General features: G+C 54.3%; 5 protein-coding genes. 1 reads left to right on the top strand and 4 read right to left on the bottom strand.

What is annotated here, in order from left to right; translation table 11 throughout:
- The 3 genes from ACFMKP_RS09170 to ACFMKP_RS09180 form a co-directional block, all read right to left on the bottom strand.
- Entirely contained in the window at positions 1-12,249 is a 12,249-nt protein-coding gene (locus tag ACFMKP_RS09170; protein ID WP_382291143.1) for an amino acid adenylation domain-containing protein, read from the bottom strand.
- Between the two features lie 187 nt (positions 12,250-12,436).
- Positions 12,437-12,718 (bottom strand): hypothetical protein, encoded by a 282-nt coding sequence (locus tag ACFMKP_RS09175; protein WP_382291145.1) that lies wholly within the window; start codon positions 12,716-12,718, stop codon positions 12,437-12,439.
- Positions 12,715-13,071: a hypothetical protein gene (locus tag ACFMKP_RS09180; protein ID WP_382291146.1), complete on the bottom strand. Its 357-nt coding sequence runs from the start codon at positions 13,069-13,071 to the stop codon at positions 12,715-12,717. Before ACFMKP_RS09180 ends, ACFMKP_RS09175 begins: the two co-directional genes overlap by 4 nt.
- Before the next feature lie 193 nt (positions 13,072-13,264).
- Here ACFMKP_RS09180 and ACFMKP_RS09185 point away from each other — a divergent pair, with 193 nt between their 5' ends.
- Complete coding sequence (locus tag ACFMKP_RS09185; RefSeq protein WP_382291148.1) at positions 13,265-14,557, top strand: NAD(P)/FAD-dependent oxidoreductase; 1,293 nt, start codon at positions 13,265-13,267, stop codon at positions 14,555-14,557.
- A gap of 238 nt (positions 14,558-14,795) precedes the next feature.
- Here the strand turns inward: ACFMKP_RS09185 and ACFMKP_RS09190 are convergent, their stop codons facing one another.
- Positions 14,796-15,122 (bottom strand): hypothetical protein, encoded by a 327-nt coding sequence (locus tag ACFMKP_RS09190; RefSeq protein ID WP_382291150.1) that lies wholly within the window; start codon positions 15,120-15,122, stop codon positions 14,796-14,798.
- Positions 15,123-15,205: the final 83 nt, after the last annotated feature.

Consider the following 15,205-nt stretch of genomic DNA (forward strand, 5'->3'; position numbering starts at 1 on the left):
TTACTGCTGGTCGCTGGTTTGGGCAATTTCGCGCTCCGCAAGCAGCTGCGGGTTGGGCAAGAAGCCTTGTAAATGCAAGGGTGCTGGGCCAAACCCAGCCTTAATCACTGCGTCGCGATAGCGCAGCGCTGCGTCAACCTCAACCAAACCCCTCGTCAATGGCAGCGTCGGATCGGCTGCCCATAACAAGGCTTCGAGTTGACAACTTGCGGCGGCATCAGGCACAATCTCGGCCAAAATTCGCTCGCGCACGGTTTGGTCACTAAGCGGCAGATCGATCGTACGTTGGCTTGGCCCACAGGCCAGTTGCCCACCACCAACAATTAACACATCGCCACGGGTTTGCATGCGCTCAATCGCTCGCTTGGGGTCAAGGCATGGTGGAAACGAATCGTCGACCAGAATCGTGCCTGCGTGCAAGCGCTCAACCTCGATAATCCCCGCCGTGCTGGTGGCAGCAACAATGATTTGGGCTTGATACACGACCTCGGGCACATCGCTCGCGGCGGCCACAATCTCAATCGAGCCTGTATAGCCGGTTGTTTGCCGAATCTGCGCCGCCAAATCGACCAGCCGCTGCTGATTGGCTGCGGTATCGCAGAGCACCAACGAGCGTGGATGCGGCAAGCTGCGTAAGATCACCTGCAACACTGATTGGCCAATTGAACCAAGCCCAAGCATGGCCAAGTTGCTGTCTGCTAGCTCTCGTCCGCTTGCCTTGAGCGCAGCTTCTAGGGTTTGGCTCACTGCAACCACGGTTGTCGCGTGGCCAGTGGTTAATGCTGGCCGTGCTTGTTGGTCGCCTTCGAGCACTCGCAACACCCCAAAGCCATAGCCCGTCAATGCTGGCAACATCCCAGCCAGCGAGACGCAGCGCGCGCCCCGCGTTTGAGCGAGCAGCATGCCAGCTGCAATCGTGCTTTCGAGATTGGCGGCATACTCTGGCCGTAGATCCTCGGCAAACCAAGGTAAACAAAGCATGGCCGAAGCACCGATTGGAGTTTCAAGCAGTTCAACCCAACGCGGCTGACCATCGGCAAATAGCAACTTGCGCAGTTGGGCGCGAATTGTTGATTCAGCGCCTTTGAGGCCGAGGAGCGCGGCAATACTGCTGCTCGGCGGCAAATAGCCGATTAACGCTGCATCTAAGGGTGCAGTTTGCACATTGCGCTGGAGATTAGCAAATTGAATCATGCTGCTGGCACTGTGGCTTGGTTGGGCAATTAGCAGCTGAATATCGGCGAGCATGCCAGCCAACACATGCTGGAGCGTTGCGACATCCAACTTACTTGGGGCTGCTTGTAGGTTCAGCCGCAACTCGCCATTGGCAGCGCGGGCGGCAAACAGCAGCTCAGTTGCACCGAGCGGCGGTTGAATTTCGGTTTGCGAATTGCCCCAATCGAGCGTTAGGGTTTCACTGCTGAGGGTTCCTAGCGCATCAAAATCGAGAAAGGTGAAGAAGAATTGTGCGCCGGTCGCGGTGATGGCTGCATTGCTGTTGTTCGTGCCAATGAGGCGCGCGATCTCGCTTGGGGCCAGCGCATGCTGATAGGCGTTGCGGAAGGCCTGCGCAACTGGGATCAATAAAGCCTGTGCCGACTCAGCAGGCTGGCTATGGCTGAAACGAATTGGCAGCGCAGTCGCAAAACAGCCAAATATTCGCTCAATATCGGGCAGGGCTTGGTCGCGGCCAGCATGGGCAGTGCCGATCACAAGGTCGTCAACGCCAGTTAATTGGCGCAGTTGGTGAATAAACACGCTCAACAGCACCAGATATGGCGTTACTCCCGCTGCTGCTGCCACTTGACGCAGTTGGCCGAGGGTTGCTGCTGGCAGTATATGGCTCTCAATCAATGGTGCGCTTGCTTGAGCTACATTGCTTGTTTGTAGCAGTGGCCGCTGATAGGCTTGGCGAAATATGGCGCGCCAATAGGTAGCTGCCGCAACATTACTTGATTGTTGAATGAGATTGACATAATCGCGAAAGCTTGAGCGTAACGCTGGCAGATTTGGGGTTTTGCCAGCCACAAGTGCATCATACATTTGGAGCAATTCTTGGCCAAAAATCCATGCGCTCCAACCATCGCCAATAATATGATGGGCTGCGATCAGCCAGATATGGCGCGTTGGAGCGAGTTGCAGCACCTGCATTCGCAGCAGTGGCAATTGATCAAGTTCAAAGCGTTCTGTCTGTTCTGCGTGCCAATAATGCTCAATCAGCTGAGTTGCATTCCCCCCAGCCGCCAACGCTGGCATTAAGTCGTTGAAGCTGATTTGGATTGGTTCAGCGTAGGCCTCGACTTGTTGGCGCGGTGGACGTTGCGCGACCAACATTCGGGTTCGCAACATCGGGTGGCGCTGTACGAGCATGTTTAAGGCTTGCTGAAGCAGGCTGCGATCGAGCGGGCCATTGATTGCTAGCCGTGCGCACCACGTCGTTGGTGCCGCAGGATCGAGCGCTTCGGTCAGCAGAAAGCCAATTTGGGCTGGAGTAAGCGCAAAATGTTCATGCTCAGCCTGCGCAGAAGGCACAGGTTGCTGGGGCTGCTGATTGCTCTGGGCTGCATCTAAAGCTTGGGCAAATCTGGCGAGCGTGCTGTGTTGATACAACGTGGCCGCCCGTGGCAGCACTGGCACGCGGCCTTCCAAACGAGTCAATACTTGCAGTAGCAGCAGCGAATCGCCGCCCAATTCAAAGAAATCAGCATCGCGATTGACGCTTGGCAGTTTCAGCACTGTTTGCCAAATTTCGGCAACCAGCAGCTCGCTTGGTGTTTGTGGCAGTGCGCCATGCTCCACGCTGCTTGGCACAGGAATTGGCAATTGGCGCAATTTGCCACGATCGATCTTGCCTGAACTGGTGGTTGGCAAGGTCGCTAATCCAACAAAACGCTGCGGAATCATCTGCGGCGGCAAGCGTTTTGCCAACCAGCGCCGCAACTCAACCTCGCTTGGCAAGCTTGCCTTGGTCTCCACATAGGCGACGAGGGCCGGTTGCTCAGCGTCAGTTGTGAGACAAACGGCGGCCTTGGCAATCGCAGGATGCTCATGTAGCGCTGCTTCAATTTCAGCTGGCTCAATACGGTAGCCACGCAACTTAATTTGCTCATCGGCGCGACCAATAAACACCAGATTGCCATCCGCAAGCTCGCGCACCAAATCGCCAGTGCGATACAAGCGCACGCCTGAATCCAATGGATCGGGCACAAATTGGCATGCCGTGAGATCGGGCCGCCCAAGGTAGCCTGTCGCCAGCCCAATTCCACCGATATATAACTCGCCAGTGGTCAAGGCTGGGCAGAGGTTGCCTTGCTGATCAAGCACCCGTGTGATGGCTCCGCTGATCGGTTTGCCAATTGGAATCTGTGTGCTCGCCACGCTAGGCCGTTGTTCAACCAGATAGGCCGTTGCGTTGATCGTGGCCTCGGTTGGCCCATAATGATTCACAATCTGCTGGCGTTGGCCATACATATTCATCCAGCGGCGCACATAGCTGGCGGGCAACGCTTCGCCGCCTACGCCAATTAAGCGTAGCTCGGCCAAAGCCGGAGGCGCTTGGCCCTCGGCGATTCTGCGCTCAAGCGTCGTAATCAGGCTTTCCCACAGCGCTGGCACCGAACGCCAGATCGTTGGCCGCTCACGCTCAAGCGCTTCGAGTAAAGCAATTGGGTCACGCACGATCTGCGGCGCAAGCATAATCACGCTGCCGCCAGCAGTGAGCGGGCCAAGCATTTGGCTAATTGCAGCGTCAAAACTCAAGGCAGCGGTCTGGAGTAGGCGATCGTTGGGGCCATAATCAAAGCGTTCTACCAGCCAAGCGAGATAATTGGCAAGTGAACGCTGGCTAATTGGCACGCCTTTTGGCGCTCCCGTTGAGCCAGAAGTAAACATAACATATGCTAGATCGTCTGGTTTGGAGCTGGCGATTTCGGGCGTTAAAGCTGGCTCAAGCGGCGCTTGTAGCAGCTGATCGAGATCAAGCAACGCAAGTTGGTTTGCTGCGCTGGCTTGCAGTTTGTGGGCTAGCTCGGCAGTTTGCTGGTGGTAGAGCAACAGTTGCCCTGCTGCTTGATCAAGCTGCGTTTCAAGTTGACGTAATGGGTAGCTCGTATTCAAGCCCAGCCATGGCACGCCAGCCCAGAGTGCGCCCACAATCCCAACAACACTGGCGATTGTCGGCTGAGTTAGCAAAGCAACTGGCTGATTTGGTCGCGCACCATGGGCCAACAGCCAGCGCGCAACGTGAATCGCGCTGCTTGCTAGTTGGGCGTAGGTCAGGGTTGCGCCCTCGGCCTTGACCGCGATTTGCTCCGGCTGGCGCAAGCATTGGGCAAGAATGCGGGCTGGAGTCAGCAAGCTTGGCTCAATCTGCGGCAGCAATTCTAGTGCAGCAGGCTGGAATGCTTGCTGGATTGTGGTTGGTTGCCCAAGCGCCGCAAGTTCCTGTTGATAACTATCGGCAAGCTGTTCGATGGTTTGGGTTTGAAATGCTGCGGTTGCATACATCCACGTGGTTTGTAGCTGGCCATTGACTTCAGAAATAAGCAACGAGAGCTTGGTTGCTGCGGTGGCCGTGCTGGCCGTCAGGGCTTCGATGGCAATTGGGCAATCGCTGGGCAAACTTGCAGGAAAGCGGGCCAGACTGAATGAGGCAGCACCTGGCGCACGCGGCCCTGTCTGCTCCCGAACTCCCGCCAAGCGTGCTAAATCGAGCGCAGAAACTGTGGCATGCTGTTGAATTTGCGCCCATTGATCGCGAATGACGATCGCAAGATCGTCGATCTGCTGGTTGGCTGCAAGCTCCAAGGGCAAGGGCAAATGATCGGCGCAACAGCCAACGATCTGCTCGATTCCGCTTAGGCGAATGGCTCGCCCATGCTCAGCCACATTGATCGCGATGGCATTGGTTTGGCTCCAAGCAGCCAATTGGCGGGCATAGATTGCCAACAATAGGTGAAAGAGCGAAACATCGATGCTGGCTGCATGTTGGCGCAGTTGCATGCTCGTTGTTGCATCCAATTGGCGATAGATGCTGCCAATCTGGTGGTCGCTTGCGTTCCCCGCAGGTGCATCATTTGGCAGCGACCAGGCGAGGGCGGCGCTATGCTGATGCAACAATGCTTGCCACCACGCACGATCGGCGCTTGCTTGTGGGCTGGTGGCGGTTCGCAGCGTTTGGATGACGTATTGTTCAAAGCTCGCAGTGAGTGCTGGCAGCGCAATTGGCTGCTTTTGATCCAGCTTGGTATAGACCTGCCACAGCTCATCAAGCAGAATGCTGGTGCTCCAGCCATCAGCAATACTATGGTGCAACAGCACATACAAATGCCAACGCTTGGCTCCATCACTGCATAACACAACCCGAAACAGCGGCGGGTTAAGCAGATCAAATTGATAATGCGCCAAGCGTTGTTCGAATGCTGCCCGATCAGCTGGAGCCTCGCGCTGCTCAAACCACAGGCTAGGTGGCAGCAGATTTGGATCGATGATGCGTTGACGTGGTTCAGTTTGGGCCTTATCTACAGGCTCGAATTTGGCCCGCAGCATGGGATGCCGCGCCACCAAATAGCTGAACGCAGCCTGCAAAAGCGTAGGATCGAGCCAGCCCGCAATTTGCTGGCGAATCAACGTAAAAGCTGGGCTTTCTGGATAGAGCTGATGGCCAACGTAAAAGGCAATTTGGGCTGGGGCAAGCGGAAATGTTGCTTCATTGCTGATTTGCGGAATGGTCTGCGCAGCAGTATCAATAGTTTGGATTGCAGGCTGTTCAGCGTCGATCAGCGTACTCAAATGCGCCGAAAGCTCGCGAATCGTCTGAAATTCAAAGAACAACGTCAAGGGCAAAACCATGCCGGTGGCTTGCTCAAGCTGCTTAACCAAATCGATAGCTTGCAGCGAATCAAGGCCCAGCGCCAGAAACGAGGCATCAGCAGCAATCTGCTTTGCTGGCAATTTGAGGGCTTTGGCAACCAAGGCCTGAATTTGCTGGCTAAGCTCGCTTGAATTGATGCTTGCCACCGATGATTGTTGGCGCTGTGGTTGAATGGTTGCTTGGGGCTGCGGGTTGGTTTCAGCAGGAGCCACAATCACAATCTGGCTCTGATCTGCATACAGCACCTGCTCGAAGGCGTGCAGCGCTTGGCTGGGTTGCAGCGGTGACAAGCCTCGTTGGCGCAGATGCTCGACCAACATTGGGGTTGCCGCTAAGCCGATGCCATCCCATGCACCCCAATTCAGGGCCGTCATGGCCCGACCTGCCTGGCGCTCGCTGACCGCAAATGCATCGAGAAAGGCGTTGGCCGCCACATAATCGGGAATGCCCCCACCAAGGCCCGGCACAACCACCGCAATCGACGAGCAATTAAGAAAGAAGGCTGGTTTTTGCTGATGCCGCTCAAGTGCCCGCGCCAAGAGCCATGTGCCGTTAACTTTTGGCTCAAGCACCGCCGAAAATTGCTCAGCGCTTTTGGTGTGCAGCGAAGCAACATCGACAATGCCAGCTGCTTGGATTACGCCAAAAATTCCGGTTTCGGTTGTTGCCAGCTCAGCGATAAGCTGCTCGACCTCGTGGGAATTGCAAATATCAACTTGGCGATAGTGCGCGCTTGCGCCCAAGGCTTCAAGCTCCGCAAGCAAGGTTTTGTGTTTTTGATCAAGCGCCGAGCGGCCAAGCAGGATTAATCTTGGTTGGTTGTTGCTGGCTAAATGGCGCGCCAGCTGTGCGCCAACGCCGCCTGCACCACCAACGATCACAATTACGCGGCCTGGCGTTTCGGTGGGTTTGCTGCTGGTTGTGATCGCTGGCAAGGCTGCTAATTGACGATTTAGGCGCTGGCCGCCACGCCATGCCAGCACGCCATTGCTTGGTTGAGCTTTTAACTCATGGGCAAGCGCCTGGAGTTGCGCCGCAGCCTCAGCATTCAGCGCCAGATCAAGCGCCACGCATGGAATTCTAAGGTGCTGATCGGGCAAGGCCGCCGCCAAACCTGCAATTAATGCTTGTTCTGGGGCAAGTTGCTCTTGCTGCTCAATTGGGTAAGCTCCGGCAGTAACAACCCACAAACCAGCTGGCTGAGCTGTTTTGGGCTGGGCCAACAGCAATTTGCTGAGTGCTAAGAGGCCTAATACGCCGGCAGTCGATGGCTGATCGGATGTTGCCTCCCAATCTGTCAACACAATCAGGCCATAGCGCTGCATGTTGAATGTTGCCAGCTGCGTTGCCAGCGATTCGCTACTGGTCAGCACGCAGGTTTGATTATTGGCGTTGAGCATTGCCGCCAGCTGCTTAGCCAGCTCATGATCCGGATTGGCGATGAGAATCCAGCGTTCGATTGGCTGTTCAGCTGTGGCTGGAAGTGCAGTCGGTTGCCAAACTAGCTGTTGCAATAAGGCTGGCGCAAACTTTGGTTGCGGGGCTTCAGCGTTGCGCAAATCGCTTAGGTCGAGCAATATCTGGCCATCGGCGGCCTTGAGTTGCAAGCGATAGCCGTTTGGAGTTGCTTGCAAACTGACTGTACTGATCTGCTGGCCGTGCAAATGGGTTGCTTGGTTGGCTGCTGGCTGTAGTTCAAGCGCTTGCTCTTTGGGCAGCAGCCGTTGGGCGGTTGGCAACCAATGCTGCTCCCGGGCAAAGGGATAATTCGGCAAGCGCACTCGGCGACCAGCTCCGATTGCCAGTGCTGGCAAATCGAAATCAACGCCATGGACCCACAAACGCCCGATTGCGTTGCGAATTGTGGCATGATCATCCTCGCCACGCCGTAACAAGGCCTCAACATTCCAGCTAGGCGCGCGACCTGCCAGCATTTGGCGCGCAAAAGCCGCCAAGGTGCTGCCCGGGCCAATCTCAATAAAGCTATCGAAGCCTTCAGCAATCAGCCGTTCGAGCGCAGGCGCAAAACGCACTGGCTCAACCACTTGGGCAGCCCAGTAATCAGCGTCGAGTTTAGCAGGGCCGCGCATCCATTCCACGCTGACGGTGCTCAATAATGGAATAGCCGGATTAGCTGGCTCAAGCGCACTCGCGACCTCGGCAATGGCTTGGACAGCGGGTTGCGTCAAGGACGAGTGATAGGCCAGATTGTGATTAACGATCACTGCATGAACGCCATCACGCGCTAACTGTTCTAGCACCCGTTTGACTGCGCTGCTCGTACCTGAGATAACCACTTGATTTGGGGTGTTGTAGGCAGCAATATTTAGTGGATCTATTTGTTGGGCCACCAGCACCGCAACCAACGCTTCGGGTGCAAACACTGCCGCCATCATGCCCGGCTCTGCCAAGCTTGCCATGAGTTGCCCGCGCGCTCGCGCCAGCTCCAAAACTGCCTCAAAACTCAGCACGCCTGCAATGCATGCTGCCGCCAGCTCGCCAACACTATGGCCCACAACTGCATCGGGCTTGAGTCCCCAACTCAGTACCAGCCGCGCTAAGGCAACTTCAAAGGCCACCAGCAGCGGTTGGGTAACTTCGGTATCAGCTAACTCTGCACTTTCAACATCTGCTGCAAAACACCATTCAAGCAGGGTTCGACCTTTGATCAGGCCAAGTTGCTCCGAGGCTGCATCGAAGGTGGCCTTAAACACTGCTTCCCGCTGGTAGAGCAACGCTCCTTGTTGCGGATATTGCGCGCCTTGGCCGGCAAACAGCAGCGCTACTTTGCGCCGTTTGGTGACGAGTGGCCCAACTAGCAGGTTTTGTTCAGTAGTGCCAGCAGCATAATTCTCCAAGCTTGTGGCCACCGCTGCCAGATCAGCGCTGATGATGGCTGCCCGCTGGGCAAACACTTCGCGCTCTGCGAAACTGAAATACAAGTCTGCTACACATAACGAGTGATCAAATCGAATCTGTTCAGCCAACCCAGCAGCAAGTTCGCGTAATGCTTGTTCGTTGCGCGCTGAAATGGGAATGAGCTGGAGCGCAGCCTCAGTGCTTTCAGCGACTGGTATCGGTGGCGGCTCCTCAAGAATGATATGCGCATTCGTACCGCCAAAGCCAAAGCTATTGACTCCAGCGCGCAGTGGGTGCGGCCCCTGCCATGCTTGCAGGGTCGTGTTAATCGCCATGCCAGCAGGCTCCAGTTCGAAACGATGATTGGGTTTTGAATAGTGCAGGCTTGGCGGAATTTGGCGCTGCTGCAGCATCAAAATCACTTTGATCAGCGCAGGAATACCTGCAGCGTTGAGCAAATGGCCGACATTGGTTTTGACCGAACCAATTAAACGTGGCGCTGCATTACTCGCAGGGGGAAAGATTTGGGCCAATGAGCGTGCCTCGGTTGGGTCGCCAATTGCGGTGCCCGTGCCATGAGCCTCGATATACGAGACACTCGCTGGATCGATCTGGGCCTCAGCGTAGGCTTGACGCAGGGCTTCTGCCTGACGTAACGGATTGGGAGCCATTGGGCTGAGCGAGCGGCCATCATTATTAATTGCCGAGCCGCGAATGAGTGCCAGCACGCTATCACCATAATGTTGAGCCTTGCTGAGCCGTTCAATAATCAAAACCCCAGCCCCTTCACCAAGCACAATGCCATCGGCTGCATCATCGAAGGCCCGACAACGCCCGCTTGGCGAGAGTGCGCCAGCCCGCTCTAGCAGCTGAAATGGGGTTTCAGTCAGATTAAGGTTTATCCCGCCAACAATCGCCAGATCGCAATCACCAACTAAGAGGCTGGTGCGCGCCATATGCAGTGCAACCAACGTCGATGAGCAGGCGGTATCAATCGCTATGGCTGGGCCGTTCAAATCAAGACAATGGGCAATTCGTCCGGCAATCAGGTTGCGCATATTGCCAGTTGCCGCCGATGGGTGTAATTGTTCGCTATTGGCGACGAGTGGCAGCAACAGCTCTTGATACGAGGCCTCGCCAACCCCGATAAATACGCCAACCCGCCGATTTTCCCGCCGCTGGGCGGCATAGCCAGCGTGCTCTAAGGCGTGGTAAGCCAATTCCAACAGGATGCGCTGTTGCGGGTCCATCGCAGCAGCTTCAGCAGGGCTAAGCTTAAAAAAGCTGGCATCAAAATAGCTCACCGCATCCAGTTGGCTGCCCCAGGCATGGCCTTGCGGCGCAGGGCTGGCGAGGCCATCGAGCCGTTGGCGGGGCAGTTGCCCGACGCTATCGACTCCAGCCACCAGATTGGCCCAAAATTCTTCAGGCGTTGCCGCATCAGGCAGCCGACATGCCATGCCAATAATGGCAATTGGCTCAGGTGTGGTGCTACGCTCACGCTGGATTGGCTCCTGTGTCGTATTCTGATTTGACATAATTTTGGTTTGTTCTTGCAGCCAAGCAGTAAGGCCAGCAGGGGTTGGCTGTTGGCGCAGCGCCGCAACATCAGGCTCGACATTAAACTGCTCACCAAGCGCCGCCAACAGATCCATCAATTGCAATGAAGTAGCGCCTAAATCAAACACTGAATCGTGTAACCCAATCTGACTTGGATCAATGCCGATAATCTGGCCGCACAGCGTGATGATGGTTTGTTCGATGCTGGCCGGAGCCATGCTGGATGCTGGCTGGTTGTGTTCGGCCAACGCCGTTTGGACGGCAGCAATTAGGCTGCTAAACTCGCCTGCTTCATAGCGTTGGCGCAACTCTGTGCGCCTGATTTTGCCGCTGGTTGTGCGCGGAAACTGACTGGCGCGTAGCGGCACAATCTCAATTGCGGTTGTGCCGGTGGTGCGACGCATGACACGAATCAGTTGATTAATCGCTGGCAAGGCTGATTGCCAAGCATTCAGCGCCAAAAAAACGATGACGCGCTCTTGGCGATTGCCCAGCCCATCAACACCACAGACGGCGATGCGTTTTGGATTCAGCCCTTTGATGCTGGTTGCAAGGGCTTCGAGGTCGGGGGCATGGTGCTTGTGACCATTAACAATCACAATTTCCTTGGCGCGCCCAGTGATAACCAAGCGTCCGTTGTGCAGAAAACCAAGGTCGCCAGTGCGCAGCCAACCAGCACAAAATGCTGCCGCTGGATCGTTGCTGCGATAATAACCGCGCATCAACTGCGGCCCTGCAACCTGAATATGGCCAACATGATCAGCAGCAAGCGGCTGATCAGCAGCATCGACGATCCGCACATGGCAATCAGGAATCGGCACGCCAACATCAACCAGCTCTAAATAGCGTGTTTGATCGTTTGAATTGGGCTGTTCAGTGATTATCCTTACCCGCTCTTCGTGAATCAGAATCTGGCGATCAACAAGGTGGGTCTGCATCCCTTTACCGAGCGGCGATAGCGTAACCCCAACACTAGCTTCAGCCAACCCATACACTGGCAACAGAGCTTGTGCCGAAAAACCTGTCGCAGCCACATGGCGAAGAAACGCCCGACAACGCTCGGCCACAATTGGCTCTGCGCCAACAATCAACAAGCGTACACAGCTCAAATCAAGCCCAGTCAGCTGGTCTGGTTTAACTCGTCGCGTCACTAAATCTAAGGCAAACGGAGCTGCCGTCAACAACGTGGCTCGATGGCGATGGGTCTGTTCTAGCCAGCTGGCTGGGCGGCGAGCAAAATAAAATTCATCAAGTTTGACCTGTTTAATGCCAGCAGCCAGCGGCAACAAGTGAGCGGCAATCAGGCCCATATCGTGATAATAGGGCATCCAACTGACGACACAATCGTCGGCGTTGATTGCACATGCACTGCCCATTTGACGCAAATTTGCTAGTAGTCCAGCGTGGGTCAACTCGATGCCTCGTGGCTCGCCAGTGCTGCCCGAGGAAAATTGCAGATAGGCGAGATCGCCTACTGCTGCTGGCGTTGAACTCGATGAGCGTGAGCGCAACAATTGAACTGTTGCAGTTGACCATGGCCCAGCAAGCGTGTGCTGTTCGTGTTGCAACATCGAGGCTTGAGCAGCTAATGCCTCACCAACGGCGGCGCTGGCAAGCAGCGCTGGTTGCTCAAGCGTCTGCCAGATTGCCAGAATGCGCTCTGGTTCGGCGGCCAGCGGGGCGGGAATTAAGCCAGCGAGGATTGCACCCCAAAAACCAGCCAGAAAATCGGCACTTGCTTCGAGCGCAATTAACAGCACTTGGCCTGCAACCAGCCCATTGCGCTCAAGCTCCGCAGCAACTTCTTGCGCTGTTATATACAGTTCGCGATAGCTAATCGCCTGTTCGTGGTCAGCTGCGGTGCGATGAATAATTACTTGGTCAGGGGTGGTTTCTGCGCTAGCTCGCAGCAGATCAGGCAGTGTCCGAATAGTGCGCGACAACAAATCAGCAACCATGCGGCATTCTCCAGTAGAGCCTTCCTCGAAAAGACGTTGATAACAGGATTGCCGTTCTCATGGAAATGACCAAGGTTCTGGACATGTATCAGCGTACAATGGGCGGCGCAGCGATTTTTTCGTTAAGAGGATACCACAAGCTAGTCGATGAGTGGTGTCTCTGCCTTTGTAGCGGTTGCTTATTTTATTAAGGTAGCGTAATTTTGCGAATTGGCCCTGGCGCTGATTGGCGCGGCCCTACTATTTCCCAATCCGCAAAATAATAGCTGCGACTATCGGGACTCCATGCGTTCAAACAGCCCGTTGTATAGTACCCGGATGGCAGATCAATCACCATTCCGCCTAGACCGCCAGTCACCGGATCGCGTTCCCAAATCTGTGAGCCATTGGCAACGTACCGTCCATTGGGTGAGGGATTCCAGAGCGGCACATCAAAATTATAGGTGGTTGGTGGGAGTGGATGTGTCAAGGTAGTGGTATCGGTGACGATGCCATGCGGATGTCATACAACCAGCGTTGATCTACCAAGATAACATCATCGGGATACCAACGCACTCCTGGAAGGACACCACGATCCGTGATGGAAAGCGGAATCGTGATCGCCTTGGTGGTGGTCAGATCGATAATCTGACTGTCATAGCCACGTTTATAGCCATCGTCATTGGGTTCATAGATATGGGCAATCACATAGCGGTGGGATGGCGAAAGCGCGCAGACACCGACATGGACATTAGGAATGACAATTGGCGCAACCCGATCGCGCTCCGAAGCACAGCCACTAACTAACCCAAACAGCAGTATTCCAAGGTAATACCAGCGCATTCTTGCTCCCTTCTTCATTTATCTCAGCGTAGTAGCCTCAGTATAGCGCTCCTTGGCGTAAAAAATGCCTTGTTCAATGCACACGAGCCGATATTGTGCTCAAATTATGTGAAAAATCGTACAAATTACCTATTGTTATTTACTTCACAAAGGTGTAGAATCGATAACGTGCGGTAACAACAGGAGGCCCAAAATGCAAAAAGTGATTATTATTGGGGCTGGGTTTGCTGGCCTGCGGGCTGCCAAAACCTTAGCGGGCAAAAACCTCGATGTATTATTAATCGATCAACAAAATTATCATTGTTTTCAACCGCTGCTTTATCAAGTGGCAACTGCTGGCTTGGAGCCAGAGCAAATTGCCTACCCCGTGCGTGGCATTATGCACAATTGGCCGGGTGTGCGCTTTTTGATGGCCCGCGTCGAGCACATTGACCGCAGTGCCAAACAGGTACAAACAACCATGGGCAGCTTTAGCTATGATTATTTAATTGTCGCTGCTGGCGGCCAAACCAACTTTTTTGGCAATCGCGAGCTTGAGCAATATAGCTTTGGCCTGAAAAACTTAAACGATGCTGAGCAGTTGCGCAACCATTTATTAAGCACCTTCGAACGCGCTGCCTACGAAGCCGACCCCAAGGTGCGCCAAGCTTTACACACTTTCGTGGTGGTTGGTGGCGGCCCGACCGGAGTCGAATTGGCTGGCGCGATTCGCGAATTGGTTAAGCATGTTTTGGTACGCGATTTCCCCCAACTCGAAAATCGCCAAGTCCAGGTGATTTTGCTCGAAGCCACCGATAAAGTGCTGGGCATGTTTCCAAAACGCTTGCAGCACAAAACCTTGCGCCGCTTGGAGCAAATGGGTGTCGATGTACGCTTAAATACGGCAGTTGAGGGCGCTAGTGCCGATCAGGTGCAACTTAAAGGTGGCGAGGTGATTCCTACCCACACCCTAATTTGGGCGGCTGGGGTGCAAGGCGTTACGTTGGCCCACAGCCTTGAATTGGCTTTGGCGCGCGGCAATCGGGTGCAAGTGCAGCCCGACCTGAGCCTCGCCAATGATCCAGCGGTCTATATTGTTGGCGATTTAGCCTATATCGAGCAGGCAGGCAAACCCTTGCCCCAAGTTGCGCCGGTGGCGATTCAACAAGCGGTGACGGCGGCAAAAAACATTCTGCAACACAGCGAAGGTCGCGCAACCAGCAACTTTGTCTATCGTGATCGTGGCTCGATGGCGACGATTGGGCGCAATGCAGCGGTGGCCTATATTTTTGGGCTTCAGTTTTGGGGCTTTCCTGCTTGGGTCGTCTGGCTGTTCATTCACCTGATGAGCTTGGTTGGCTTTCGCAATCGCGTGGTCGTCTTAATCAACTGGGCCTACAATTACTTCTTTTATGATCAAGCAATTCGCTTGATTACTGCCAATCGCAAGCCTGGCGATGTTGATCTGGCCCCAGCGCTTGAGCATATTCAAGCTACAACCAAATAAATAACGTACCAGCGTCAACAAGCTCAGTTGGCGCTGGTTGTTAATCTTTCCGATAGATAGTCAGTAATCGAACACTGTTCAGTGAAGTAAATCAGCCAAACAGCGCAATTAAAGAGGCAAAATCTTACATATGGCAGCCATTAAAGGCCAAATGATGGCTTTTCGCGATGTTTGGTCAAAAATCGAACAATGATCAACAAATACTTCAATTTGGTTTTTGCTTCAAGTTGCGACACTTTTAGCGCAGCAGCATCCAATAGAGCCAAAGTAGCGGAATCGGCAAGAGCCAGTAGAGCCGTTCGCGTAGCCACAAACTGCGCCGTTTGGCGAATGAATAACCAGCTAAGCAAATCGTTAAACCTAATTCACAATATTTTACATAATGCCATTGTTGATAGTACCTCAACTCTGCCCCCATAAGGGCTTTTGAATTGATCCCATACCAGCGTCGATCTTCGATCAATACCCAGATGATGAGGCTGAGAATTACCACCACGGGCGTTAGCACATCAAGGAGATAGAGCAGCCAGCTTGGTTTTTCAACATTTTGCGGTACGTTGTACATAGCATTTCCTTCCCCATCAATTTACTGACTCATGTGCTGGATAGCCAGCTGAGTATACCAAATTTGCAGCTTGAGCATGATAT

This window comes from Herpetosiphon sp. NSE202 (genome assembly GCF_042688385.1).
Classification (GTDB): Bacteria; Chloroflexota; Chloroflexia; order Chloroflexales; family Herpetosiphonaceae; genus Herpetosiphon.

Excerpts from the sequence above, each read along its gene's own strand:
- ACFMKP_RS09190 (WP_382291150.1), bottom strand. The coding sequence starts at position 15,122 with ATGTACAACGTACCGCAAAATGTTGAAAAACCAAGCTGGCTGCTCTAT.
- ACFMKP_RS09180 (WP_382291146.1), bottom strand. The coding sequence starts at position 13,071 with ATGCGCTGGTATTACCTTGGAATACTGCTGTTTGGGTTAGTTAGTGGC.
- ACFMKP_RS09185 (WP_382291148.1), top strand. The coding sequence starts at position 13,265 with ATGCAAAAAGTGATTATTATTGGGGCTGGGTTTGCTGGCCTGCGGGCT.
- ACFMKP_RS09170 (WP_382291143.1), bottom strand. The coding sequence starts at position 12,249 with ATGGTTGCTGATTTGTTGTCGCGCACTATTCGGACACTGCCTGATCTG.